A 24,931-nucleotide genomic window follows, 5' to 3' on the forward strand; every position below is an offset into this window, starting at 1 on the left:
GCGACGTGTTGGATTAGGGGAAGGGCTATCTCGCCGCATGCCGGAGGGGCGGTCGCCAAAGCCCCGTCATTGCGTCCGGTAGCGCGCCTCGCACCAGGTGCCAATGGCAAGCGCGAGCAGCACGGGGTAGGCCCAAAACGCTTCCGCCGTCGCATAAGCGTTCGGCCAGATCGTGACATCGACGAAGCGCGCGACATGGATCAGCGTCCCGACGATCTGGAAACCGGCCGCCCACATCGGCCAGAACCGGTCGCTGACCATCGCAAGCATGATCAGGAAAACGAACAGCGCCGCGTCGATTGCAAGAATGCCGAGCTCGGGACCGATAAACGAGGTCGTCGCCACCAGCGGCGAAACGAATGCTGCCGCCAACAGCAGGACCGCCGTCAACCGCTCGCTCGCGCGACCTTTCCAGAGCGCGATGCCGCAACCGCCAAAAAGAAAGACCGAGAAGATTATCGTGATCAAGGGTGCCTCCCTTCTGAAGTCGCGGGTTCGGCCGCCTGCCGAACCCGCCCTTTATCAGGCGGCGACGGCAACCGCGGCAACGCTGCGCAAAACGCGGCCTTCGTCGAGCTGAGCGGCCGGCTTCGCATAGCTGCCGAACGCCACTGCGCCGAGGCCCATCTGCTTCTGCGCGACACTCAGGGCCTTGTGGGTGGCGACGATCGAACCGCGCGCCTGGACCAGTGCGGCGCAGGTCTGCGCGGCCTCCATCAGCGCGTCCTGGCCGATCAGGGCCGACAGCCCGGCACTGCCCCGCACCGACGGCATCATGCCGGTCAGGGTCGCGGTCGCGGCGATCGCGGCATCGATGGCGGCTTCGGCGGCGAACAGCTGGTCGGCGACCGACTGCGCGATTTCGCGACGTTCCTTGAGCATGACATGATCCTTCGATCGCGCCGAAGCGCGTGACTGCAGAACTGCCGGACGGACGTCCGACGGTCTTAGAGTAGCTTCTTGAGCGCTTCGAGCGCGCCCAGAATGGCCCCGAACCCTAGCGACGAACCGATCGCGATCATCGCGACCCAAGCGAGCCTGGCACCCGGCGAAAGCGTGTTGCGCGCGCCCCAGGGGAGCGAGCCTGCGAGTGGCGTCTCGACGTTTCGTCCGTCCGCCTTGATCTTCGCGACGGACCCCGTCCCGAGGGGGTTACCGACGAAGGGCAACGATGCGCCCGCCAGACGGGGAGGGCCGCTGGCGGGCGGACCGAAGTCCGGACTGAACCGCGTATCCGAATGCTGGGTCGCATATTCGTCGCTCGTGGTTGAGGCCGGCACCGTCACTGTGCCCGTCACGCCGCCCACGGCAACGTCCGGTGCCTGATATATCAAGGGCCGGTAGGAATTGGCGGTGGCCGCGCCCTGCCCCTCGGCCTCGACCAGCGCCCGCGCCGCCTCGATCCGGCTAGAGACACCAAGCGTTTTCAGGGCGTTGCGGATACGCATGTCGACGGTGTGCGGCGAGATGCCGAGCACGCGCGCGATATCCTTGGAGGTCATGTGGTCATAGACCAGCCGCAGGCAATCGCGCTGCCCGTCGGTCAGCTGCCCGACGCCACGGCTCACCGCGACATCCCGGGGTGACTTATGCTCATAGGACAGCGGATGCGTCCGCGGCGCCGTGACGTCAATGCCGTGCGACCGGGCCATGCCAGCCCGGAGTCGCGTCTGCCAGTCGAGTGTACCCAGGTCTGCATTGTCCGCCATGACGTTCATGCCCGTCCTGCCTTGTCTTACCCGCTGATGAACAATGCATAGTAAATTATGAACGGAGTCTACAGGCCCTGGCCTTGGTCGCGACGGGGCACACGTGATGAGCGGGCACGAAAAAGGGGCGGTCCCGCGGGACCGCCCCTCCAGTCGATCGAAGTCGGGCTTACTTGAGTTCGACGGTTGCGCCGGCGGCCTCGAGCTGAGCCTTGATCTTCTCGGCTTCCGCCTTGTTGATGCCTTCCTTGACGGCCTTGGGAGCCGACTCGACCAGCGTCTTGGCTTCAGTGAGGCCCAGGCCGGTGATGGCGCGGACTTCCTTGATGACGTTGATCTTCTTGCCGCCGTCGCCGGTCAGGACGACGTCGAACTCGGTCTTCTCTTCGACGGCAGGGCCGGCGGCAGCGGCCGGGCCGGCAGCGGCAGCGGCCGGAGCGGCGGCGGAAACGCCCCACTTCTCTTCGAGCATCTTCGCGAGGTCAGCAGCCTCGAGGACGGTCAGGGTCGAAAGCTCTTCGACGATCTTGTTAAGGTCAGCCATGTGTAGTCTCCAGATTGGGGCGGCATAGAGCGCCCGGATGTTGCTTCGGCGTTATGCCGCTTCCTTGATGGCGTAGGCCCCGAACACGCGGGCAAGCTTGCCCGCCGGCGCGTTGACAAGCTGTGCGATCTTGCTCGCGGGTGCCTGGATAAGGCCCACGATCCGACCACGCAGTTCGTCGAGCGAAGGCAATGCTGCCAACGCCTTGACGCCGTTGATGTCGAGTACGGTCGTCCCCATCGCGCCGCCGACGATTTCGAACTTGTCGTTCGTCTTCGCAAAATCGACTGCAACCTTGGCTGCAGCGACCGGATCGGTGGATGTGGCGAAACCGATAGGACCCGTCAGCAGCTCGCCGATCGGCTGGTAGGGCGTGCCTTCCAGGGCGATCCGCGCGAGGCGGTTCTTGGTCACTTTGAAGCTGGCACCCGCCTGCCGCATCTTCGTCCGGAGATCGGTGACCTGGGCCACTGTCAAACCATGATTGCGCGTGACAACGACCACGGCAGTCTCGGACAAAGTCTTGGCGAGGGCGGAGACCTGCTCTGTTTTCTGAGCGCGATCCATGCTCTCTCCTCTACTATAGACGCTGCGTTTCCGCCGCGCCGGTTGAGCCTGACCGTTGCCGGTCAAGCCCGTCCGAGGGGTCGTCGTCCGTCGCGCCGGCCCCTTTCGGGGCGAAGGCGTTCAGGACCCGGAGCACCATCGCACGATGGCTGCCGGTAAACTCTCCCCGTCTCATGCAGGCCTTTTGGCTTAAGCTCCGAAGAGCACCTGCAATCTCGGACGGCTATCTCCACCCGGAGGTGGAAAACTCTTGTCCCCCGCGTGTCATCCCGGCGAACGCCGGGACCCAGCTAACCCAAAGGCGAGGCCCTTGGTAAACTGGGTTCCGGCGTTCGCCGGAACGACAAGCCGAGTAGTATTCTAACTCAGACCACGTGTCCGACGGTCGTCGTGTCGACCTTGACGCCGACACCCATCGTCGAGCTGAGCGCGACCTTCTCGAGGTACTTGCCCTTGGCGCCCGACGGCTTGGCGCGGACCACCGCGTCGAGCAGAGCGTCGAAGTTGGCGCGCAGGTCTTCCTTGGGGAAGCTCGCCTTGCCGAGGCGGCCGTGGATGATCCCGGCCTTCTCGACGCGGTACTCGACCTGGCCGCCCTTGGCGGCCTTGACCGCGTCGCCGACCGCCATGGTGACGGTGCCGAGTTTCGGGTTCGGCATCATGCCCTTCGGGCCGAGGACCTTGCCGAGGCGTCCGACCAGACCCATCATGTCGGGCGTCGCGATGCAGCGATCAAAGTCGATCTTGCCGTTGGTGACGATCTCCAGCAGGTCCTCGGCACCGACGATGTCGGCCCCGGCGGCGAGTGCCTCCTCGGCCTTGGCGCCGCGTGCGAACACCGCGACGCGAACCGTCTTGCCGGTGCCCTTGGGCAGGGTAACGACGCCGCGGACCATCTGGTCGGCGTGGCGCGGATCAACGTTGAGGCCGAACGCGACTTCGATGGTCTCGTCGAACTTGGCGGTGGCGTTGGCCAGCACCATGCCGAGCGCGGCATCGAGGTCGTACAATTTCTCGCGGTCGACGGTGGCGGAGATCGCCTTGACCTTCTTGCTCATGGCCATCGGATCAGCCCCCCACCACTTCGAGACCCATAGAGCGCGCGCTGCCCTCGATGGTCTTCATTGCCGTCTCGATGCTGTTGGCATTGAGGTCGGTCATCTTGGCTTCCGCGATCGAGCGGATCTGCGACTGGCTGATCTTGCCCGCGAACGCACCCTTGCCCGGCGTCGTGCCGCCGGCCTTCAGCCCAGCCGCCTGCTTGATCAGGTAGCTGGCCGGAGCGGTCTTGGTGATGAACGAGAACGAGCGATCGGCGTAGACCGTGATCACGGTCGGGATCGGCATGCCCTTCTCGAGCTCGGAGGTCTTGGCGTTGAACGCCTTGCAGAACTCCATGATGTTGACGCCGCGCTGGCCGAGCGCCGGTCCGATCGGCGGGCTGGGGTTGGCGGAACCCGCCTTCACCTGCAGCTTGATGTAGCCGGTAATCTTCTTTGCCATGACGGCACTCCTAAATGTGGTTCAAACGACGGGCCGAAGCGCGCCTCCCACTTCCAAACTTTACGAATTTTACGCTTATTTCGGCTTCTCGACTTGTTCGAAGCCGAGCTCGACCGGGGTCGCGCGCCCGAAGATCGAGACCGAGACCTTGACCCGGCCGTGATCGAAATCGAGTTCCTCGACCATGCCGTTGAACGAGGCGAACGGACCGTCGAGGACCTTGACCTGGTCGCCGATATCGAAGTTGACCTTGAGCTTCGGCTTGGCGGTCGGCGACACCGCGTCGTCGACCTTGGTGTTGAGGATGCGGCTGGCCTCGCTCTCGCTGATCGGCTGGGGCTTGCCCTGCGACCCGAGGAAGCCAGTGACCTTCGCGGTGTTCTTGACCAGGTGGTAGACGTCGTCGGTCATCACCAGCTTGGCGAGCACGTAGCCCGGGAAATACTTGCGGTCGCTGACGACCTTTTTACCGCGGCGGACCTCGGTGACCTTCTCGACGGGCACTTCGACCGACTCGATGAAGGCGTCGAGGCCCATCCGGGTCGCGTCGGCGACGATCGAGTCGCGGACTTTGTTCTCGAAGCCCGAGTAAGCGTGAATGATGTACCAGCGCGACATCGTGTTCCCTAGTTCGCCAGCGTCAGCAGGGTTTTGACGAACGTCCCGAGCAGCGTGTCGACACCGAGGAAGAAGACTGCAAGCACGGTGGTCATGATCAGCACCATGATCGTCGTGGTCACGGTTTCACGGCGCGTCGGCCAACTGACCTTCGCGGTTTCGGCACGCACCTGGCGTACGAACTCTCCGGGTGAAACTCTCGCCACTATCGTCCTTCGTTTCCGTCCACGTCTTGCCCGTTCACGCTTCCGTCACAGCAAGAACCAGCCAGCGACCCCTTCGTCCGGAGCCGCCGGCTGGTCCTCAAATAACTCTCGAACCTTACGCTGCAAGCCCTTGAGGCGCAAACCTCGCGGACTGGCAGGAGTGGAGGGGCTCGAACCCCCGGCCCTCGGTTTTGGAGACCGATGCTCTACCAGCTGAGCTACACTCCTCCGGTTCCGAGAGCGGGGCGTATACCCATGGCGGCCCCGAACGGCAAGGGGCTACGGGATCGCCGGGCAGCATCGCACCGGCCGGGGCTTGTCGCCGAGGCTCCGTGGCGGTAACTGCCGCCCTCCAAGCGGGTATAGCTCAATGGTAGAGCAGTAGCCTTCCAAGCTTCATACGAGGGTTCGATTCCCTCTACCCGCTCCAGCCTCCCGCCCGGTTAAGCCCGCGCTCGCCGCGCCGTTTCTTCGCCGACGCGGAGGAACACGATGACCGATCAGGCAGGACTGCCGCAGGGCAGCGCGGGCGAGGCAGTCGCCGGGCGTACGCGCGGCGGACTCGGCCATCCGCGCCTGCTGCTGTTCGATTCGGTGCGCGCGATGCTGGTCGCCAGCGGCCTGCCGCCCGAAACCAGCGTCATCGACCTGCTGATGCGCCACGCCGAGGGTGACGACCCGCTGCTGTCGGCAGCCGTAAGCGAGCAACTCGCCGAGCCCGGCCTCGACCTCGCCGGTGTTGCCGCGCTGCGCCGCGCGCATTGCGGCGACCTGCCCCCGGGTGAAGTCGCGGCGCTGGTCGAGGCGGCGTACGATCAGGCCGAGGCGCTGACGGCACGCCTGGCCGAGAGTGCCAACGATGCCGCCCGCTACGGCGAGGCGATCGCGGCCGGCGATGCGGCGCTGCGCGGCCCGGACCTGCGCGGACCCGCCCCCGACGCGGCGGCGCTGGCGCGGCTGATCGACCGGCTCGGCCAGGCGACCGCGACGATGCTGGTGGCGAACAGCCGGCTCGAGGCCGAGCTGACGCTGGCGGCACACGAATCGGCGCGGCTGCGCGACAAGCTGAGGACCGCCGAGACGGTGGCGGTGACCGATCCGCTGACCGGCGTGCTCAACCGGCGCGGCGCGTTCCGGCGGCTGGAGGCGGCACAGGCGGCATCGACGGCGCTCAGCGTCGCAATGGTCGACATCGATCATTTCAAGCGCGTCAACGACCGCTTCGGCCACGCCATGGGGGACCAGGTCCTGCGCTACGTCGCCGACCACCTCGCGCACGCGGTCGGCAAGGACGGCGCGGTCGGGCGACTCGGCGGCGAGGAGTTCGTCGTCATGCTGCCCGGCGCCGGCCTCGACGAGGCAACCGCGGCGATCGACCGGGCGCGGGCGGCACTGGCGGCGCGGATCATCCGCCGCAGCGACGACGGCACCAGCATGGGCCGCGTCAGCTTTTCCGCCGGCACGGCGAGCGACAAGGACGGCGAGACCGCCGACGCGCTGGTCGCCCGCGCCGACGCCGCGCTGTACGACGCGAAGCGCATGGGGCGGGACCGGGTCGTGCCGGCGCGGTGAGTTGCTGGGAATGGCCCTGGCGGGGAAATTGCCGCCTTGCCCGGCAAGCTTGGTCTCGCCAGCCGTATCTGACGTTGGCGAAGGTTGCCGGCGCGCCGACGCTTTCCCTCCGCACCGGTCCGCGCCTATGACCCTCCTTCGCGCACGCACCGCTGGAGGAACGATGACCGTCGACGAGATCATGGGGCTCGCGCCCGTCGTGCCGGTGCTGGTGATCGACGATGCCGGCAGCGCGGGCGAGCTGGCGAAGGCCCTCGTCGCGGGCGGCATCGCGGCGCTGGAGGTGACGCTGCGCACTCCCGCGGCACTCGACGCGATCCGCGCGATGGCGGCGATCCCGGGTGCGGTGCCGGGCGCGGGCACGGTGCTCAACGCCGACGACGCGCGGCGTGCGGTCGATGCGGGAGCGCGCTTCCTGGTCAGCCCGGGGCTGAGCGAAGGCGTGGCGCGCGCCGCGCTCGATCTCGGCGTGCCGCTGCTGGCGGGTGTCGCGACCGGCACCGAGATCATGCGTGGGCTCGACCTCGGGCTGACGCGCTTCAAGTTCTTCCCCGCCGAGACCAGCGGCGGCGCGGCGGCGGTGGCGGCGTTCGGCGGGCCGTTCGCGCAGGTGCTGTTCTGCCCGACCGGGGGCATCACCGCGGGGACCGCGCCGGGCTACCTCAAGCTCGCCAACGTCGCCTGTGTCGGTGGCAGCTGGCTCGCGCCGCGCGGCCTGGTCGCGTCCGGAGACTGGAGCGCCATCACCGCACTCGCCCGGACCGCGGCGGGGCTGTCGTCCGCGATCTGACAAGAAAGTGGTGGAGGGGGTTGGATTTGAACCAACGTAGGGCGAACCCGGCAGATTTACAGTCTGCTGCCATTGACCGCTCGGCCACCCCTCCACGGGGCTCGCAGGCGACCGGGGCCGCTGCGAGCGCGGGTTAGTGGCGAAAGCGCCCCGCACTGTCAACGTCTCCGGCAACGCCCTCACGGCTAGCGGCACGCCCTGAACCCCGCTAGGCAGCGGCGATGGGCCGAAGACCACATCCGCGAAACGCTGCCGGGCAGAAAAGCCAGTACCCCCGCCTTTATGGCCGCCACGCCGTGATCGCGGCGCTGTCGAACCCCGAGCGCGTCCACCGCAAGCTCCACATCACCCACGCCGCGATGAAGGCGCTGGAGGCGGACTACGACCTGCCCAAGGGCTTCAACGTCCAGTACGGCGACGACGCCGACCTCGGCCGGCTGGTCCCCGCCGATGCGCCGCACCAGGGCCTCGTGCTCGAGGTCGAGCCGCTCGAGGCGCCGTACCTCGGGGATATTCTCGCCCTCGATACCGGCAACCGCGCTCTGGTCGTGCTCGACCAGGTCACCGATCCGCACAATGTCGGCGCCATCCTGCGCTCGGCGGCGGCATTCGGCGCGGTCGCGATCGTCACCCAGGATCGCAACTCACCCAGCGAATCGGGATCGCTGGCGCGTGCGGCCTCGGGCGCACTCGAACTGGTGCCGTGGGTCCGCGTGGTCAACCTGGCGCGCGCGCTCGGCGAGATCGGCGACGCCGGCTACTGGCGCATCGGCCTCGACGGGGCCGCGACCCGCACCATCGAGCAGGCGCTGGCCGACACCAAGCCCGCGTTGGTGTTCGGGGCCGAGGGCGAGGGCTTGCGCCACAACACCGCCGAGCATTGCGACGAGATCGCCAAGCTGCCGATTGCCGCGGCGATGGAAAGCCTCAACGTGTCCAACGCCGCCGCGATCGCGCTCTACGCGGCGGCGCGCCGGGGGTGAGGGCGGGGAGAGGTTCTCCTCCCGAGGCCCCGTTGTCATCCCGGGCTTGACCCGGGACCCAGCTAACCCAGCGCTCGGACTCCGGGGTCAGCTGGGTTCCGGGTCAAGCCCGGGATGACAAATCGGGGTTAAGCCTCCCCGCCCAGCGGCTCGTCGTCGCCGAGGTACAGCCGCCGCACCAGCACCAGCACGACCACCGTCAGCGGCGTCGCCAGCAGCACGCCCACCGGCCCGAACAGGATGCCCGCCGCGATCAGCGAGAAGATCGTCAGCGCCGGCGGCAGGTCGACCATCTTCTTCTGCAGCAGCGGCATCACGAGATTGCCCTGCAGCTGCTGCACGCCGATCAGCACCGCCAGCGTCCACAGCCCGGTGTCGGTGCCCTGGCTGAAGCCGAGGATGGTCGCCGGGATCACCGCCACGAAGGTGCCGAGATAGGGTACGAATTCGGCCAGCCCCGCGACCAGTCCGATGGCGAGCGCCGCCGGTACGCCGACGATCGCGAGCCCGATCGCGGTGCCGACACCGACGAAGACCATGCCGTAGGCCTGGCCCTTGAGCCAGCCGCGGAGCGAGGCGGCGACGGCATCGAAGGTCTCGATGGTCTGCGCCTGCCCGCGTCGCGGGATCAGCCGGACTAGCCCGCCGCCGTACAGGCCGGGCTGGGCGGCGAGATACAGCCCGCCGACGATGACCACCGCCAGCCCCGAAAGGATGCCGCCGCCGATACTGATCGCGCTGGTCAGCAGGGCGACGATATTGGCGCTGCTCGGCGCGAATTCCTGGGCGCGGGCAAGCAACGTCGCGCCGATCGTCGACTGGCCGAGGCGCTGTTGCACCGCCGCCCAGGCCGCGGGCAGTCGCTGGATGAGTTCGGAGAACTGCGCCGTCATCGTCGCCCCGAAGAACCAGAAGGCGCCGCCGAGAACCAGCGCGATGATCAATACCGTCAAGGTCAGCGCGGCCGCATAGGGCATCGGGAAGCGACGCCGGATCACATTGGCAATGGTGACGAGGATCAACGCGGTCAGCGCGCACGCGAACAACAGCAGCAAAAGGTCGACGAGCCGCCACAGCAGGTAGGCCGCCGCAGTCGTGGCCAGCACGATGACGCAGGCCTGGAAGATCCGGCGGTCGAAGCTGCGCTCGGCGCGCGGAGTATCATTCGGCATCTATGGCGGTTCCTTGCTGCACGCGCGCCGTGCCCGCGGGTCATAACGCGCCTCCAGGTAAAATGCAGCAATGCCCGCGTAGGGTACCGTAAGGCCTCGTTTACCGATCGCGAAACGTCACGACAGCTTGCCGAGCGGATTGCACGGCCCGAGTGTTCCAGCGGGCCGAATTGGCAGTTGATGGTTTATCGGGGATGAACAGTCTTCGGGGTCATTCGGACACCGTTTCGAGGTAGTGGATTGCACCGCACGACTGAATGTTCATTTGTTCATTTTGGTGGCTGTTGTACCGAATCGTGGTTTAAGGCCGCACTGTACTTGACGTTTCGGGTAAAGCAGGGTGTATGTCGCGCCGTTGGCACCACTGACGGTGCGACGCGCATTTTTATCAAGGTTTTTCGAATGGATACCACGCAGCAGCAGGATCTTACCGAGCTGACCGTCGAGCTACTGTCGGCTTTTGTCGCGAACAATGCTGTCCGCAGCGATGACCTGCCCGCATTGATCGCCTCGACCCACGCCGCGCTGTCGGGACTGACGGCAACGACTGCCGAGCCGGCCGCCAGCCCGGACCAGCATCAGCCCGCGGTAACGGCGCGCAAGTCGCTCGCCAATCGCGACTTCATCATCTCGCTGATCGACGGCAAGCCCTACAAGAGCTTGAAGCGTCACCTGACCGGTCACGGCCTGACCCCGGAAGAGTATCGCGCCCGCTACGGCCTCGCCGCTACCTATCCGATGGTTGCGCCGGGCTATTCGGACGCGCGCCGTGAAGTCGCCAAGCGTCTCGGCCTCGGCCGCAAGCCGCGCGCCGCTCCCGTCGAGGAAGCCGCACCGACACCGACTCCTCGCAAGCCGCGCGCCAAGAAGGACGCGACCCCGGCCTGAGGGTTTCGGCTTAATACCGGACCTGTCCTCCCGGCGAATGCCGGGTCCCAGTTGCGTCACGGACTCAAAGATTGAGTTCGCGGGGTAACTGGGTCCCGGTGTTCGCCGGGATGACTATTTGCGGCCGGGACGACAGTCCTAGGCCAGGACGACTATCGGTCTGAGAACCACGCGCGCGGTTAAAGCCCGCGCCCCATCTGCAGGAACTTGTCGCGGCGTTGCTTGCGCAGCGCCTTCGCGTCGAGCCCGTCCATTCCCGCCAGCTCCTCGGCAATCGCCGTACCCAGCCGCGTCATCGCGGTGGCGGGGTCGCGGTGCGCGCCGCCGGTCGGCTCGTAGACGATGCGGTCGATGACGCCGAGGCGCAACAGGTCGGCGGCGGTGATTTTCATCGCCTGCGCCGCATCCGCCGCGCGGCCCGCCTCGCCGCGCCACAGGATCGAGGCGCAGCCCTCCGGCGAGATCACGGCATAGACGGCATGCTCGAACATCAGCACGCGGTTGGCCGCCGCTAGCGCCACTGCGCCGCCCGATCCGCCCTCGCCGACGATTGCGGCGACCATCGGCACCGGCAGGTCGAGGCAGGCCTGGGTGGCGCGCGCGATCGCTTCCGCCTGCCCGCGCTCCTCGGCATCGAGGCCCGGGAACGCGCCCGAAGTATCGACCAGCGTCACCACCGGCAGCCCGAAGCGCCCGGCCAGCTCCATCAGGCGCGTCGCCTTGCGGTAGCCCTCAGGGCGTCCCATGCCGAAGTTGTGCTTGACCCGGCTGGTCGTGTCGTTGCCCTTTTCATGGCCGATGACGACGACCGCGCGGCCCGCCATCCGCCCCATGCCGCCGACGATCGCCGCGTCCTCGCCGAAGCCGCGGTCGCCCGCCATTGGCACGAAGTCCTCGACCAGTGCCGCGACATAATCCTTGAAGTGCGGGCGCGATGGGTGCCGTGCGACCTGCATGCGCTGCACCGGGGTCAGCCGCGCGTAGAGATCGGCGAGCGCCCGGTTGACGCGCTCCTCGAGCCGCGGCGCCTCGGCGAGTGCGTCCGGGCCGCCCGACGCACGCAAGGCAGCAGCGCTGTCGGCGAGCGCCGCGACCGGTTTCTCGAAGTCGAGCCATTCGTTCATGGTCGCGTCATTAGACCGGCCCGCCCCAGTTCTCAAACGCCGTGATTTTCAAACGCCCTGACACGCCTCCGTGTCCACCAGTCCGCCAGCAGCAGCAGCGCGAGCAGCGGCACCAGCCAGATCAGCCGCGACTGGTAACGCGCGAACGGCCCCGACAGGATACCGCACACCGCGGCGTTGACGATGACGGCGACGATGATGAACCCGGCGATGGCGGGAAGGCGACGGTCGCCGGTGGCCGAAGTGCCGCGCCGCCGGGCCAGTGCCGCGGCCACCGCCAGCGCGGCGGCGATGACGATGCCGCCATGCCAGATGCGCGAGACATGCGCCGTCAGCCGGGGCGCGCACTGGCGGCCGTCGCGCCCGCAGCCACCCATCGATTCGATCAGCTCGGGCAGGTTGGTGTCCTTCCAGTAGCTGTCGGTCAGGTAATAGACCGGGTCGCGGACGGGATCGTCGACCTCGATACGCAGTGCCTGCCGCCACCAGTTGCCGAGCGCGGCGCGGACTTCGCCGATAAAGTCGTAGCGCAAGGTGCCGATGACGAAGCGCGCCTCCTCGTCCTCGAGCGCCATGCGGGTCTGGTAGCTGCTAACGTTGAAGATGCCGTTCGGCGGATCGTCCCACAGGATCTCGTCCGAGTTGTCGAGCGGCGCGTGCTTGAAGCGGCACAGGGTGTACGGCGTCGCGTGCGCGCAGGCGGCGCGGAGATAGTCGCGGCCCGGCCCGTCGGCGAGCACCCGCGCGACCAGGAACGGCGGGCGCCGCAGCGGGTCGCCGGTGCTGTACTGGACCCAGGCACCGTAGCCCGAGTTGACCAGCACGCCGAGCATGAGCGCCAGCCCGACCACCGCCATCCGCGCCGCCGCGACCGGCCGGGCGACGCCCTGCCAGCGCAGCAGCGGCCATGCGGTCCCGAGCAGCACGACCCCGACGAGGACATGGGTGGTGTGGACCGCATAGGCATAGCCGAGCAGCAGCGCGACCGCCGTCCGGGTGCCACGCCCGAGCCGGTCGGCGCTGGTCAGCAGCAGCGCCGCCATGATCACCGCCAGCGGTGCGAAGATGTCGGGCATGGCGAACCCGGTGAACAGCGGCAGCGAGCTCGCGACCGCCAGCGCCGCCATGACGCCGAGATAGCCGCGGCGGCTGCCCCCGGGCACGGCGACTCCCCACAACAGCCAGATCAGCCACGCCGCCAGCGCCGACTGGATCGCCGCGAGCAGCCACAATGTCCCGAGCTGGTGCACCGGATAGACCGCCAGTGCATAGGCGACCGATCGTGCCGCCATCTGGCTGCGCGCCATGTGCGCGTCGCGCGCGGCATCCTCGGGGGCGGGGCGCCAGCCTGCGTCGGCGGCGGTCGGACGTCCGGCGAGCAGCGTCGCGGCCCCGTCGGCGATCTCCTGACCGAGCGAGTAATAATCGTCGGTATCGGTGAACACGCTGGGGCGGCCGACCGCGAGGATCGCTGCGAGCAGCAGCAGCGTCGCGGCGATGACCGCCGCGAACGACGCGAGGCGCGGCCGGGCGGTCATGCCGCGCGGCCCCGGCCCGACGTGGCGGCGTCGTCGATCAAGCGGGTCCGTCGCCCCGGAGCGCCGAGGCCGTCGCCGACTGGGTCGTCGCATCGATCGGCCAGCCGCGTACGGTCCACGCCGCCGCCAGTGCCAGCAGCACCGGCAGCCCCGCGAACAGCCCGGTCACCCAGGCGATCGCCTCAGGCGAATTGTCGCCGCCCTTTGCCGCGGCGAAGCCGACCGCTCCGAGCAGCGGATACAACAGCCCGATCGGGATCGCGTAGCCGAGCTTTTGCACCGCCACCCCGGCGGCATAGAACAGCCCGGTCTTGGCGTTGCCCGAGCTCAGCGTCTCGGCATCGGCGAGGTCGGCGAGCATGGCGCGCAGCAGCAGCGTCGAGGCGCCGTAGGGGATGCCCGCCAGCGCCATGCCGAGCGCCGCGACCGGCCAGTTGCTGGCAGGCAGCGAGAAGGTCAGTGCCTGCGCGACGCAATAGACCAGCAGCGCGACGATCATCGCGTAATGCTTCGAGGTCAGGCGCGCGAGCCCGGTCCACAGCGGCACGCCCGCCAGCCCGCCGAGGAAATAAACCAGCAGCAACGACGACGCGGCCGCCGGGGCATAGCCCTTCACCGCCTGGAAGAAGAACAGGAACAGCGCGCCGGTGACGCCGGGCGCGAGGTTGGACAGCATGTCGACGAGCAGCAGCCGGCGCATCAGCGGGTTGGCGAGGACAGCGCGGAAGTCAGACAGCTTGCCGACGTGACCGCCGGGCCGCGGTCGCTCGCGCACGACGGCGCAGCACCACAAGGCCGCCAGCGGCGCGCCGGCGATGACCAGCCAGCCCATCGCGTGGATCCCGGCGGCGACGCCTGCCCCCGGGATCAAGCGCGGCAGCAGCGGCGGCAACGTCAGCACGATGAGCATCCCGGCCTGGGTCAGCGCCATCCACCAGCCGAAGACCCGGCTGCGCTCGTGATAATCGTCGCTCAGCGTCGCGCCCCACGCCGTCTGCGCGACCATTGTCGCCGAATAGCCGAAATACATCACCGCCAGCCCAGCCAGCGCGGCGACCGCGCTGATCCCGGGCTGCGCCATGAACGCGGCCAGCGCGCCGAGCGACAGCAGCACCGCGCCGCCTACCAGCCACGGCTGGAAGCGCCCGAAGCGCCCGCGGGTGCGGTCGATGAGGTGACCGAGGATAGGGTCGAGCGGGATGTCGATCAGGCGAACGACCAGGAAGATGATCCCGACCGCGGGCAGCCCGAGCCCAAGTTCGTGGGCGTAATAAGGCGGCAGGTAGACCACGACCGGCAGCCCGACGGCGGCCATCGGCAGGCACGGTGCGGCGAATGCAAACAGCGTCGCCCGGCTCAGTTGCAACGCGGACCCTCCCCCGGGGCCTCCCGAGCCCCTCGCCGTCGACTGTGGCGGGCGGGCGGGCCCCGCGCAAGCGTCACCGGCCGATCCGCAGGCTTGCACGGGCGAAACCGCAAGCTAGTGTCGCGCCAACCAAAAAGGGGATTTCATGCGCTGTATCGTCCTGGCCGCCGCGCTGCTTGCGGCGCTGCCCGCGACTGCCGAAACGCTCGTCGTCCGCACCGGGCGGCTGGTCACCGACGCCGCGTTGCCGGCGCGGGGGCCGTCGAGCATCGTCGTCACCGACGGCAGGATCGTCGCCATTGGTGCTCCCGACATGGCGGTGCCGGCGGGGGCCCGCGTCATCGACCTGTCGACCAAGACCGTGATGCCAGGGCTGATCGACGCGCACGTCCACCTGACCGAGGATTCGGGGCTGCCGTGGTATGCGACGCTGCGCCCGAAGTTTTCGGAGCCGTATGCCGCGACCATCGGCCTGAAGAACGCGCTGATCACCGCGCGCGCCGGCTTCACCACGGTGCGCGATGCGGGCGGGCCGCTGCTCGCGTCGCTGGCGATGCGCGATGCGGTGGAGGAAGGCGCCTTCCCCGGCCCGCGCATCCTGGTTGCCGGCACGCCGCTGTCGATCCCGGGCGGACACGCCGACGATACCGTCGGCATGCCGCCCGAACTCGCCGACGCGATGAACGCGCAGGGGCTCAACCCGGGCATCTGCACCGGCGCGGAAGCGTGCGCGATCCTGGTCCGCAAGATCGCCGCGAAGGGCGTCGACGTGATCAAGTTCATGGCGACGGGCGGGGTCCTCGACGACGGCGCGATCGGCCTCGAGCAGCATTTCACCGACGCCGAGATGAAGGCGATCATCGACACCGCGCACGGCGTCGGCCTGAAGGCGATGGCGCATGCCCACGGCGCCCGCGGCATCGAGGCGGCGGTCAATGCCGGCGTCGATTCGATCGAGCACGGCACCTACCTCGACGACAAGGGCGCCAAAGCGATGAAGGCGCACGGCACCTGGCTGGTGCCGACCCTGATGGCCTACGAGGGCCTCAAGCTCCACGTCGGCAAGAACTTCTACACGCCCAACGTCGAGGCCAAGGCGCTGGAAACCATGAAGATCGTCGGCCGCAACATCGGCATCGCGCAGCGCAACGGGGTCCACATCGCGCTCGGCACCGATGCCGCGGTCTACCCGCATGGCCGCAATGCGGAGGAACTGGCGCTGATGGTCGATCACGGCATGACGCCGAAAGACGCGCTGATCGCCGCGACCAAGGGCGGCGCCGAGCTGCTCGGCATCAGCGCCAAGACCGGCACGCTCGAGGTCGGCAAGGCGGCGGACCTGATCGCCATCGACGGCGACCCGCAGGCCGACCCCAAGGCCGTGCTGAGCGTCAGCTTCGTGATGACCCAGGGGCGTACCATCCCGATGAAGTGATCTTGCACCGTTCCATTAACCGTCCTACCTTAACAACACACTTCCCGGGAGCCTGCCCAATGATCGCCCGCCTGCTGCTGCCTGTCCTGCTGCTGTCGACCGCGCTGCCGCTTGCGGCACCCGTCGCTGCCGCGACCACCGCCGCCCCCAACGTGCCCGCGTCGGCCGAGCTCAAGGCGCTGTTCGCCGCCAGTGACGAGGACCAGCTCCGGCGCAACCCGATCCAGGCGCTGTTCCGCGGCGACATGCGCTACGCCCCGCAGTTCGGCGACTTCATCACCGACGCCTATATCGCCGGCGAGAAGGCAGCCGGCGAAGCCGACCTCGCGTCGCTGCGCAAGATCGACCGCGCCAAGCTCAACGCCGACGACCGCATCTCCTACGATGTCTTCAAGTACCAGACCGAGATCGGCCTGCGCGGCTTCGAGCCCGGCCTGCTGAAGGCCTCGATCGAGCGCCCGATCGACCATTTCGGCGGCTTCCAGGTGTTCATGCCCGACGTATCCTCCGGCGAGGGCGCGGCGCCGTTCAAGACGGTCAAGGACTATGAGGACAACCTCAGCCGCCTGAACGGCTATATCGTCTACCTCGACCGCGCCGTCGGCCGCATGAAGCAGGGCCTCGCGGACGGCATCACCAATCCCAAGCTGGTCATGCAGAACGTCGTCGGCCAATTCGACGCGCTGGTTCCCCCGAAGGTCGAGGACAGCGTCTTCTACAAGCCGGTGCTCAAGTTCCCGGACAGTTTCTCCTCAGCCGACAAGGCAAAGCTGACCGCGGAGTATGCGGCGTTCATCCGCGACAAGCTCAACCCGGCGCAGGTGCGCGTCCGCGACTTCATCAAGAACGACTATCTGCCCAAGGCGCGCGACACGGTCGGTCTCGGCCAGATGCCGGGCGGCGCGGCGCTGTACCGCTACATGGTCGAGCAGACCACGACGACGACGATGACGCCCGAGGAAATCCACAAGCTCGGCCTCAGCGAAGTCACCCGCATCCACGCGGGCATGGAGAAGGTGAAGCAGCAGGTCGGCTTCAAGGGCACGCTCGCCGAGTTCTTCGTAGACATGCGGACCAACCCCAAGTTCCACCCGGTCAGCGCCGACGCTATGAAGCAGGCCTTCCTCGACATCGACAAGCGCATGCTGCTGGTCGTCGGCAAGGATTTCGACACGATCCCGAAGTCGCCGCTCGAGATCCGCCCGGTGCCGCCCTACAAGGAAAAGACCGACGCCGCCGGTTCGTACCAGCAGGGCACCCCCGATGGCTCGCGCCCCGGCGTGTTCTACTACAACGCCTACGACCTGCCCTCGCGCTCGGCGTTCGGCTTCGAGACCCTGTTCCTGCACGAGGGCATCCCGGGCCACCACTTCCAGATCAGCCTGGCACAGGAGAAGGAGTCGCTGCCGGCGTTCCAGCGCTTCGGCGGCAACACTGCCTATGTCGAGGGCTGGGCGCTGTACGCCGAAAGCCTCGGCTATGAACTCGGCTTCTACAAGGACCCGTACCAGGACTACGGCCATCTCGACGACGAGATCCTGCGCGCCATGCGGCTGGTTGTCGACACCGGCATCCACTCGCAGGGTTGGACCCGTGACCAGGCGATCAAGTACATGCTCGACAACTCGGCGATGGGTAAGACCGATGCGACGTCGGAGGTCGAGCGCTACATCGCGATCCCGTCGCAGGCGCTGGCCTACAAGGTCGGCCAGCTCACCATCCGCCGCCTGCGCACCAAGGCCGAGAAGGCGCTGGGGCCGAAGTTCGATGTGCGCGATTTCCACGCCCAGGTGCTGATGTCGGGGGCGCTGCCGATGGAAGTGCTGGAGCGCAAGATCGACGACTGGATCGTGACGAAGGGCGGGAAGGCGTAGAAAACTGAACTCAGGTTTGTCATCCCCGCGTAGGCGGGGACCCATGAACACCGTCTGTCGAAGTGCTGACCGGCGGGACGCGCAAGCAACCTGCTGCCGTGTTCATGGGTCTCCGCCTGCGCGGGGATGACAAAACGAACGCGGCTCACGATCGCAAGGCACGCTGCTCGCGACCACGTTGGTCGCGCGGCCTAAGCCGCCCCCTCACCCGACGTTGTTGAACGGCTCCAGCTTCTTGACCAGCGCCCGCGCGCCCTTGACGTCCTTCGCGTCGATCAGCGCCAAGACCTGCTGCGCGGCCTTGTGGTTCTGGCCGTCATAGGCATCCTGGACCGGCAGTGCGATCGCGGTGCGGAGCAGTGACGTCACCTTCGGAACACTGTCGTCGCCGATGTCGAGCAGGGTGAAGGCATAGGTCACCGGGTGGACGATCTCCTTTGGCTCCCTGGCCATCGCGAGTGTCAGGTAGCGGTCCATGTCCTTGCGGTTGGCGCCCAGCAGGGTCGACGCCAGGAACGAGCCGATGGTCGCGACGGCGCCGCCGTGCCAGGCGCCCAGCGCGGCGTTGGCGAGCGCGTAGTTCGGGTCCTTGGCGAGCACCGCCTGCATCTGGTCGCGAGCGTCCTTGCCCTCGCCCGGCGATTTGTCGATCTTGGCGCGGTAGCCCGTCGCGATCGCCTTGTTGGTGCGCGCGTCGAGGCTGTTCGGAGCCTTGGCGATGGCGCGGTCGAAGTCCTGCTCGGCGGCACTGATCGCGGCCTTGGCCGCATCCCTGCCGCGGCTCTGGTAGCCCGCGATCGCGAGTGTCGCACGGCCCGCGAGGACCAGCGAGGCGGCGGTGTTCTCGGCGCGGCCCTCGGTGATCGCCTGCTGCCAGCGCCCGGCAGCGAAACTTGCCGCCGCGTCGGCGGAGGCGGCGGCAGGCGTGGCGACGATCACCGCCGCCAGTATCAGGTTACGCATCCTTCAGAGTCTCCGTGGGCGTCGCGGCGAGCGTTTCGGCGATCAGTCGCCGGGTCTCGCCGAGCCCGTATAGCTTGATGAACGAGCCCATTCGCGGGCCCTGGCTGGTGCCGAGCAGGGTTTCGTACAGCGCCTTGAACCAGTCCCGCAGCGGCTCGAAGCCCGCCGCCTTGCCTGCTTCATAGACCTCGAACTGAAACGCCTCGGCGCTCGCATCGGGTCCGAGCGCGGCAAGACGCCCATCGAGATCAGCCAGTGCCGCCGCCTCGCGGGCATCCGGCGCACGGCGCTTCAGGCCCGGCAGCACGAAGTCGCGGGCGTAGGCGATGGCGTAGTTCACCAGCGCATCGATCTGCGGGTGCGTCGCGGCGCTGGTACCGGGCACATAGCGCGACACGAAGCCCCACAGCACGGCGGGGTCGTCGGTGCCGGCGACGGTCACCAGGTTGAGCAGCAGCCCGAAGCCGAGCGGCAGGTCGACCGCCGGCGGCTCGCCCTCGTGGACGTGGAAAACCGGATTGCCGAGGCGTTGCTCGACCGGCTGGTCGGGGAAGCCGCTCAGGAACTGGTGGTACTCCTCGACCGCCTTGGGGATGACGTCGAAGTGCAGCCGCTTCGCCTTGCGCGGGCTCTGGTACATGTACAGCGCCAGCGTGTCCGGCGCGGCATAGGTCAGCCACTCGTCGATTGTCAGGCCGTTGCCCTTGGACTTGGAGATCTTGGTGCCCTCTGCATCGAGGAACAGCTCGTAGTTGAAGCCTTCCGGCGGCCGCGCGCCCAGCACTTTCGTCACCGCGCTCGACAGCGTGACCGAGTCGATCAGGTCCTTGCCCGCCATCTCGTAGTCGACCCCGAGCGCGACCCAGCGCATCGCCCAGTCGACCTTCCACTGCAGCTTGGTGTGGCCACCGGTGACCGGCACGGTGATGGTCTCGCCGGTCGCGGGGTCGGCGAAGCTCACCGTCCCGGCGTCGACATCGCGCCCGGTCAGCGGCACCTGGAGGACCTCGCCGGTGACCGGGTGCAGCGGCAGGAACGGCGAATAGGTCGCGCGCCGGTCGGGGCCGAGGGTCGGCAGGATGACATTGATGACCGCGTCGTAGTTTACCAGCACCCTACGCAAGGTGTCGTCGAAACGCCCCGAGGCGTAGCACTCGGTCGACGACAGGAACTCGTAGTCGAAGCCGAAGCGGTCGAGGAAGGCGCGCAGCCGGGCGTTGTTGTGCGCGGCATAGCTGGCGTGCGTCCCGAACGGGTCGGGCACCCGGCTCAGCGGCTGGTTGAGGTGCGCGGCCAGCATTTCCTGCTGCGGCAGGCCCGGCGGGACCTTGCGGAAGCCGTCCATATCGTCGGAGAAGGCGATCAGCCGCGTCGGCACGCCCGGCGCGATAATCTCGAAGGCGCGCCTGACCATCGTCGTCCGCGCGACCTCGCCGAAGGTGCCGATGTGCGGCAGGCCCGAGGGCCCGTAGCCGGTCTCGAAGACAACGCCCGCGGCCGGGAACGCGCCCTTGTACCGCGCGACGAGCTTGCGCGCCTCCTCGAACGGCCAGGCCTTGGAGACGAGTGCGGCTTCGTGGAGTTCGGGGGTCGGGGTCATGATGCGGGGGTGTGTCGGGAATATTGGCGCGGAGGGCAAGGGCCGGGCTAGGAGAACGACGCGCCGATATCGCGGCCGGCATGGATGACCTGAAGGATCGTCACGACCTCGCGGTCGAACGTGTACGCGATCGTCGCCCGGCGTTCGAACGGTGCCGTCCGCAATCCCGGGAGCAATTCGTCGTGCGGGCTGCCGGCCAAAGGAGCGTCTCCCATCGCACGGCAGCGCGCCTCGAGCCGGCGCACGTAGGCGCTGGCGACGTTGGCACCTGCATGGGCACTGACGTAGGCGAATATCGTCAGGATGTCGTTGGAGGCACGTGGGTCGAACTTGACCTCATACATTATCCTTCGCACACCTCGCGTCGATGCGCGCCCAGATCTGCTTGAACGCCTCGTCGATACCGATCGCCGGCTGCGGGTCCGCTATGACTTGCCGCACGCGTTCGCGCAGCAGCTCGTCAATCATTTCATCTTGACGGTCGAGGGCACGCAGGCCGTCGCGCAACACCTCGCTCATGGAAGAATATCGGCCCGAGCGAACGCGCGCGGCGGCGCGCTCGGTCAGTGCACCCAATGTCACGGTTACAGGTTTCGCAGACGCCATCGCAAATCTCCTATGATTTTATCATAGTCTCCGGGCAGCTTTGGAGCAAGGGCGGCTAGCACCAGTTGTTCCCACTCCGTTCCCCCGCTACATTACTCCCGTGAGCCCCGACCTGCCCTATCCCGCGCTCGTCGCCAACCACGGCGGCACCTGGATCGCGGGTCCCTCCGGCGGGTCGGAGGCAGTGTCGGCGCGGGATGCGGTGCGGCGGGCGGCGGATACGCCGATGCTGATTCTGAACGCGGCGGTGACCGCGAGCCGGCTCGGTTTGCCCGAAATCTCGGGGCTCGACCTGCTGGAACTGTTTGCCTTCGTCCATCCGGCGAAGTTCGCGGTGCCGACCGCGGGCGGGCTGGCGGCGGCGCTCGGCTTGCCGGTTCCGGGCGGGCAGGGGGACGAGGCAAAATTCCTGCGGGTCGCGGCGGCGAAGATGCTCGACACGCTTGGCGATCCCGCATGGCCCGAGCGGCACGGTGCGTGGGGCGTTCTGCAGTCACTGGCGCGGCTGCGCTGGTCGTGGGGCGGCGAGGTCGGGCGGCGGCTCAGGCAGCCCGAACGGCCCGAGCGCACGGTGTTCACGACCCTGCCGAAGTGGGAGGACGCTGCGCCCCGCCCCCGGCCGCGCGACATCGCGCTGCCCGACGGGGCGGTCGACGGAGCGCTCGACAAGCTGCTCGGGCTCGGCTCGGAGCGCCGCACCGGGCAGCGCGACTACGCCCGCGCGGTGGCGCACGCCTTCCGGCCGCGTAGCATGGCGACCGCGCCCAATGTCGCGCTGGCGGAGGCCGGCACCGGCATCGGCAAGACGCTGGGCTACCTCGCCCCGGCCGCTTTGTGGGCGAGCGAGGCCGGCGGCACGGTCTGGCTGTCGACCTACACCAAGGCCCTGCAGCGCCAGCTCGATCACGAGGCCGGGCGCGCCTACCCCGACGCCGCCGCCAAGCGGGCCAAGGTCGTCGTCCGCAAGGGCCGCGAGAACTACCTGTGCCTGCTCAACCTCGAGGACGCGGTGCAGGGCGGTTTCCTGGGCCGCGCCGGGATCTTCGCGCAGCTGGCGGCACGCTGGGCCGAATACTCGCGCGATGGCGACATGGTCGGCGGCGACTTGCCGGGCTGGCTCGCGACGCTGTTCGGGCGCGCCGCGTTCTCGGGGCTGACCGACCGGCGCGGCGAGTGCATCTACGCCGGCTGCCCGCACTACCGGACCTGCTTCATCGAGCGCAGCACCCGCGCGTCGGCACAGGCCGACCTCGTCATCGCCAACCACGCGCTGGTGATGATCAACGCCGTGCGCGGCCGCGACGAGGCCGGGCGGATGACGCGGATCGTCTTCGACGAGGGGCATCACCTGTTCGACGCGGCGGATTCGACCTTCGCGCTGCACCTGTCGGCGCGGGAATGCGTCGAGCTGCGCAGCTGGATCCTCGGCCCCGACAAGGCGGCGCGGGGCCGGCGGCGCGGGCTGGCGGCGCGGCTGTCGGACATCATTGCCTACGACGACGCGGGGGCGCTCGCGCTGGAGGCCGCGGGCAAGGCGGCACGCGCGCTCCCCGCCGACGGCTGGGGGCAGCGCCTGGTCGGCGGCGACCCCTACGGCGCGGTCGAGGGCCTGCTCAGCGCGGTCCGTGCCCAGGTCCATGCCCGCGCCCTCGGCGGCGAGGCGGGCTACAGCCTCGAGAGCGAAGTCGCCGAGGTGCTGCCGGTGGTGATCGACGCCGCCGGACCCGCGGCCGCAGCCTTCGAGGCGCTGGCGGCGCCGCTGCTGGCACTCGAGGCGCGCCTGATCGCGGTGCTGGAGGAGGCACCCGACTGGCTCGATGGTCCATCGCGGGCGCGGCTCGACGGTGCGGCGGCGGGCCTGCGGTTGCGCGCGCAGCTGCTGCAAAGCTGGATCGTGCTGCTCGCGCGGCTCGGCGGCCCGGCGGACCCCGAGTTCATCGACTGGTTCGCGGTCGACCGGGTCGAGGGGCGCGAATACGACGTCGGCATCCATCGCCACTGGCTCGACCCGACGCGGCCCTTCGCCAAGGCGGTCCTCGAACCGGCGCACGGCGTGCTGGTGACGTCTGCAACATTGCGCGCGCGGGGCGTCGCCGATTCGGACGACGACCGCGAATGGCGCGATACCGAGATGCGCACCGGCGCGACCCACCTCGCACTACCGCCGCACCGCTTCGCCGTCGACAGCCCGTTCGACTATGCCGCGAACTCGCGGGTGTTCGTCGTCACCGACGTCCGGCGCGGCGACCTGCCGGGGCTGGCGGCGGCGTACAAGCGCCTGATCGTGGCGGCCGGCGGCGGCACGCTCGGGCTGTTCACCGCGATCGCGCGGCTGAAGGCGGTCCACACCCGCATCGCCGACCCGCTGCACCGCGCCGGGCTGCCGCTGTTCGCCCAGCACGTCGACCCGATCGATACCGGTACGCTGGTCGACATCTTCCGCGCCGACCCGCACGCCAGCCTGCTCGGCACCGATGCGCTCAGGGACGGTGTCGACGTGCCGGGCCACTCGCTGCGGCTGGTGGTCATGGAGGGCGTGCCGTGGCCGCGGCCGACTGTGCTCCACGCGGCGCGGCGCGCGGCGTTCGGCGGCGCGGCCTACGACGACCTGGTGACGATGGGCCGGCTGGCGCAGGCGTTCGGGCGGTTAATCCGCCGCGCCGACGACTGCGGCGCGTTCGTCCTGCTCGGGCCGGCGGTGCCGTCGCGGCTGCTCGCGGCGTTCCCGCCCGGCACGCCGGTGGCGCGCGTCACCCTCGACGAGGCGGTCGCGGCGATCGCCGGAACGACGACCGCTGCGCTCGCGGCAAACGCGGTCGCGCCGGCTGCGACAACCAAAGCGGACCCGCTCGTCGACATAAGCGGCTGAAAGCGACTTCCATCTGTCACCCTGCCGACGCATGGTGCAGCCCGTGAAGAAATTAACCCTTCTGCGTCATGCCAAGTCGTCGTGGGACGACACCGTCGAGCGCGACTTCGATCGCCCGGTCAACGGCCGCGGCCGCCGTGCCGCTGCCCGCATCGGGCGCTGGATCGCCGACGAGGGGCTGGCTTTCGACCATGTCGTCGCGTCGCCGGCGGTGCGCGTCCGCCAGACCATCGAGGGTGTCGAGGATGGGCTCGGCCGGCCGCTGCGCCCATTGTGGGACACGCGAATCTACCTGTCATCCGCGGCGACGCTGTTGCTGCTCATCCAGCAGCTCAGCGACGAGAAGCAGGACGCGCTGCTGATCGGCCACAACCCCGGCTGCGAGGACCTGCTGCTGATGCTGGTGCCGCCCGGCGGCGACATGCGCGGCGAGGCCGAGCTGAAATACCCGACCGCAACGCTGGCGCGCATGGAGCTCGACATCGAGCGCTGGGCCGACGCGGACGAGAATATCGGCAATCTGGTGCGCTTCATCCGGCCGCGCGACCTCGACCCGACGCTGGGGCCGGACGACTGAGCGTCGGTGCTGCGGCGACGCGTGATTGAGCGACTTGACCGACCCCCAAAACGCATCCGCCCCGACGCCTGACTTTGGCGTCGGGGCGGTGCCGTGGCACGCCGGGGTCAAGCGACGTACCGCGGGTGGCACACACGGCAGGGCCGTGCCGTGTGCACCGTCTCGCAACCCCGGCAACCGAAGGATTTCGACATGCCGGGGTCGCGGGGGACCGTGAGTCTGGAGTTTTTCCGGTCTGCTCTGCCCGCCCCCGGAGTTCGGTGGGCAGGAAGGCGCCGGTCATTGCCCCGTGCTCGTGGCGCTCTTATGCCCACCCGCCATCGGCGTGAGCAGGTGCAACAACCGTCGCCAACGCGCATGCAACCGTTGCGCGATTAGTTGCACCGTGTTGCAGTAAAGTTGCATTCGAGTCTTGCCGCCGTCACGA

At 68.5% G+C, this 24,931-nt stretch carries 25 protein-coding genes and 3 tRNA genes; 9 read left to right on the forward strand and 19 right to left on the reverse strand.

The annotated features are described in order from the left end of the window. Window positions 1-66 precede the first annotated feature (66 nt). From KX816_00635 to KX816_00680, 10 genes are all read right to left on the reverse strand, one after another. On the reverse strand, window positions 67-468 hold the full coding sequence (locus KX816_00635) for a hypothetical protein (GenBank protein ID QXQ06628.1): 402 nt from the start codon (window positions 466-468) through the stop codon (window positions 67-69). A 54-nt stretch (window positions 469-522) separates the two neighbouring features. Then, the gene (locus tag KX816_00640) at window positions 523-882 is read right to left on the reverse strand and encodes a hypothetical protein (protein QXQ06629.1); all 360 of its coding nucleotides are present in this window, start codon (window positions 880-882) and stop codon (window positions 523-525) included. 65 nt (window positions 883-947) lie between these two features. Further along, complete coding sequence (locus KX816_00645) at window positions 948-1,652, reverse strand: helix-turn-helix transcriptional regulator (protein ID QXQ08322.1); 705 nt, start codon at window positions 1,650-1,652, stop codon at window positions 948-950. Window positions 1,653-1,878: 226 nt separating this feature from the next. Further along, on the reverse strand, window positions 1,879-2,253 hold the full coding sequence (gene rplL / locus KX816_00650; protein QXQ06630.1) for a 50S ribosomal protein L7/L12: 375 nt from the start codon (window positions 2,251-2,253) through the stop codon (window positions 1,879-1,881). 51 nt (window positions 2,254-2,304) lie between these two features. Beyond that, window positions 2,305-2,820, reverse strand: a complete 516-nt coding sequence (gene rplJ, locus KX816_00655) for a 50S ribosomal protein L10 (protein QXQ06631.1) — start codon at window positions 2,818-2,820, stop codon at window positions 2,305-2,307. 365 nt (window positions 2,821-3,185) lie between these two features. After that, window positions 3,186-3,884: a 50S ribosomal protein L1 gene (gene rplA, locus KX816_00660; GenBank protein ID QXQ06632.1), complete on the reverse strand. Its 699-nt coding sequence runs from the start codon at window positions 3,882-3,884 to the stop codon at window positions 3,186-3,188. Window positions 3,885-3,888: 4 nt separating this feature from the next. Then, the gene (gene rplK, locus KX816_00665; GenBank protein QXQ06633.1) at window positions 3,889-4,323 is read right to left on the reverse strand and encodes a 50S ribosomal protein L11; all 435 of its coding nucleotides are present in this window, start codon (window positions 4,321-4,323) and stop codon (window positions 3,889-3,891) included. Between the two features lie 75 nt (window positions 4,324-4,398). Then, the gene (nusG, locus tag KX816_00670) at window positions 4,399-4,941 is read right to left on the reverse strand and encodes a transcription termination/antitermination protein NusG (protein ID QXQ06634.1); all 543 of its coding nucleotides are present in this window, start codon (window positions 4,939-4,941) and stop codon (window positions 4,399-4,401) included. Window positions 4,942-4,949: 8 nt separating this feature from the next. Then, window positions 4,950-5,147 (reverse strand): preprotein translocase subunit SecE, encoded by a 198-nt coding sequence (gene secE / locus KX816_00675; GenBank protein ID QXQ06635.1) that lies wholly within the window; start codon window positions 5,145-5,147, stop codon window positions 4,950-4,952. Window positions 5,148-5,299: 152 nt separating this feature from the next. Continuing rightward, a tRNA-Trp gene (locus KX816_00680) sits at window positions 5,300-5,375 on the reverse strand. Between the two features lie 128 nt (window positions 5,376-5,503). On the opposite strand from KX816_00680, the gene KX816_00685 reads away from it, so the two are divergent. The 3 genes from KX816_00685 (at window position 5,504) to eda (ending at window position 7,509) form a co-directional block, all read left to right on the forward strand. Then, window positions 5,504-5,577: transfer RNA gene (locus tag KX816_00685), tRNA-Gly, on the forward strand. A 62-nt stretch (window positions 5,578-5,639) separates the two neighbouring features. Next, window positions 5,640-6,719, forward strand: coding sequence for a GGDEF domain-containing protein (locus KX816_00690; GenBank protein QXQ06636.1), 1,080 nt, complete (start codon window positions 5,640-5,642; stop codon window positions 6,717-6,719). 163 nt (window positions 6,720-6,882) lie between these two features. After that, the gene (eda, locus tag KX816_00695) at window positions 6,883-7,509 is read left to right on the forward strand and encodes a bifunctional 4-hydroxy-2-oxoglutarate aldolase/2-dehydro-3-deoxy-phosphogluconate aldolase (GenBank protein QXQ06637.1); all 627 of its coding nucleotides are present in this window, start codon (window positions 6,883-6,885) and stop codon (window positions 7,507-7,509) included. Window positions 7,510-7,517: 8 nt separating this feature from the next. Here eda and KX816_00700 read toward each other — a convergent pair. Continuing rightward, window positions 7,518-7,603, reverse strand: a tRNA-Tyr gene (locus KX816_00700). Between the two features lie 127 nt (window positions 7,604-7,730). On the opposite strand from KX816_00700, the gene rlmB reads away from it, so the two are divergent. Beyond that, on the forward strand, window positions 7,731-8,492 hold the full coding sequence (gene rlmB, locus KX816_00705; protein ID QXQ06638.1) for a 23S rRNA (guanosine(2251)-2'-O)-methyltransferase RlmB: 762 nt from the start codon (window positions 7,731-7,733) through the stop codon (window positions 8,490-8,492). Window positions 8,493-8,620: 128 nt separating this feature from the next. On the opposite strand, the gene KX816_00710 is transcribed toward rlmB, so the two are convergent. Continuing rightward, window positions 8,621-9,664, reverse strand: coding sequence for an AI-2E family transporter (locus tag KX816_00710; protein ID QXQ06639.1), 1,044 nt, complete (start codon window positions 9,662-9,664; stop codon window positions 8,621-8,623). A gap of 402 nt (window positions 9,665-10,066) precedes the next feature. Between KX816_00710 and KX816_00715 the strand changes: the two genes are divergently transcribed. After that, window positions 10,067-10,552 (forward strand): MucR family transcriptional regulator, encoded by a 486-nt coding sequence (locus KX816_00715; GenBank protein QXQ06640.1) that lies wholly within the window; start codon window positions 10,067-10,069, stop codon window positions 10,550-10,552. A 179-nt stretch (window positions 10,553-10,731) separates the two neighbouring features. Here the strand turns inward: KX816_00715 and KX816_00720 are convergent, their stop codons facing one another. The 3 genes from KX816_00720 to KX816_00730 are packed head-to-tail and all read right to left on the reverse strand — an operon-like array spanning window position 10,732 to window position 14,580. Beyond that, entirely contained in the window at window positions 10,732-11,676 is a 945-nt protein-coding gene (locus tag KX816_00720; GenBank protein QXQ06641.1) for an acetyl-CoA carboxylase carboxyltransferase subunit alpha, read from the reverse strand. Window positions 11,677-11,708: 32 nt separating this feature from the next. Then, a complete protein-coding gene (locus KX816_00725) occupies window positions 11,709-13,214 on the reverse strand; it encodes a hypothetical protein (protein ID QXQ06642.1) in 1,506 nt (501 codons plus the stop codon). 37 nt (window positions 13,215-13,251) lie between these two features. Continuing rightward, entirely contained in the window at window positions 13,252-14,580 is a 1,329-nt protein-coding gene (locus tag KX816_00730) for an MFS transporter (GenBank protein QXQ06643.1), read from the reverse strand. A 145-nt stretch (window positions 14,581-14,725) separates the two neighbouring features. On the opposite strand from KX816_00730, the gene KX816_00735 reads away from it, so the two are divergent. Then, window positions 14,726-16,015, forward strand: coding sequence for an amidohydrolase family protein (locus tag KX816_00735; protein QXQ06644.1), 1,290 nt, complete (start codon window positions 14,726-14,728; stop codon window positions 16,013-16,015). 59 nt (window positions 16,016-16,074) lie between these two features. Then, window positions 16,075-17,889, forward strand: coding sequence for a DUF885 domain-containing protein (locus KX816_00740; protein QXQ06645.1), 1,815 nt, complete (start codon window positions 16,075-16,077; stop codon window positions 17,887-17,889). A 204-nt stretch (window positions 17,890-18,093) separates the two neighbouring features. Here the strand turns inward: KX816_00740 and KX816_00745 are convergent, their stop codons facing one another. From KX816_00745 to KX816_00760, 4 genes are read right to left on the reverse strand one after another with little or no spacing between them, the layout of a single operon-like run. Beyond that, window positions 18,094-18,852, reverse strand: coding sequence for a hypothetical protein (locus KX816_00745; GenBank protein ID QXQ06646.1), 759 nt, complete (start codon window positions 18,850-18,852; stop codon window positions 18,094-18,096). Continuing rightward, on the reverse strand, window positions 18,845-20,452 hold the full coding sequence (locus tag KX816_00750; protein ID QXQ06647.1) for a lysine--tRNA ligase: 1,608 nt from the start codon (window positions 20,450-20,452) through the stop codon (window positions 18,845-18,847). The genes KX816_00745 and KX816_00750 overlap by 8 nt, the downstream gene beginning before the upstream one ends. Before the next feature lie 47 nt (window positions 20,453-20,499). Further along, complete coding sequence (locus tag KX816_00755; GenBank protein QXQ06648.1) at window positions 20,500-20,796, reverse strand: type II toxin-antitoxin system RelE/ParE family toxin; 297 nt, start codon at window positions 20,794-20,796, stop codon at window positions 20,500-20,502. Then, window positions 20,789-21,058, reverse strand: coding sequence for a type II toxin-antitoxin system ParD family antitoxin (locus tag KX816_00760; protein ID QXQ06649.1), 270 nt, complete (start codon window positions 21,056-21,058; stop codon window positions 20,789-20,791). Before KX816_00760 ends, KX816_00755 begins: the two co-directional genes overlap by 8 nt. Window positions 21,059-21,158: 100 nt before the next feature. Between KX816_00760 and KX816_00765 the strand changes: the two genes are divergently transcribed. Both KX816_00765 and KX816_00770 read left to right on the forward strand, forming a co-directional pair. After that, on the forward strand, window positions 21,159-23,927 hold the full coding sequence (locus KX816_00765) for an ATP-dependent DNA helicase (protein ID QXQ06650.1): 2,769 nt from the start codon (window positions 21,159-21,161) through the stop codon (window positions 23,925-23,927). A gap of 43 nt (window positions 23,928-23,970) precedes the next feature. Further along, a complete protein-coding gene (locus KX816_00770) occupies window positions 23,971-24,504 on the forward strand; it encodes a histidine phosphatase family protein (GenBank protein QXQ06651.1) in 534 nt (177 codons plus the stop codon). Window positions 24,505-24,931 lie beyond the last annotated feature (427 nt).

The organism is Sphingosinicellaceae bacterium (assembly GCA_019285715.1).
Lineage (GTDB): Bacteria > Pseudomonadota > Alphaproteobacteria > Sphingomonadales > Sphingomonadaceae > Glacieibacterium.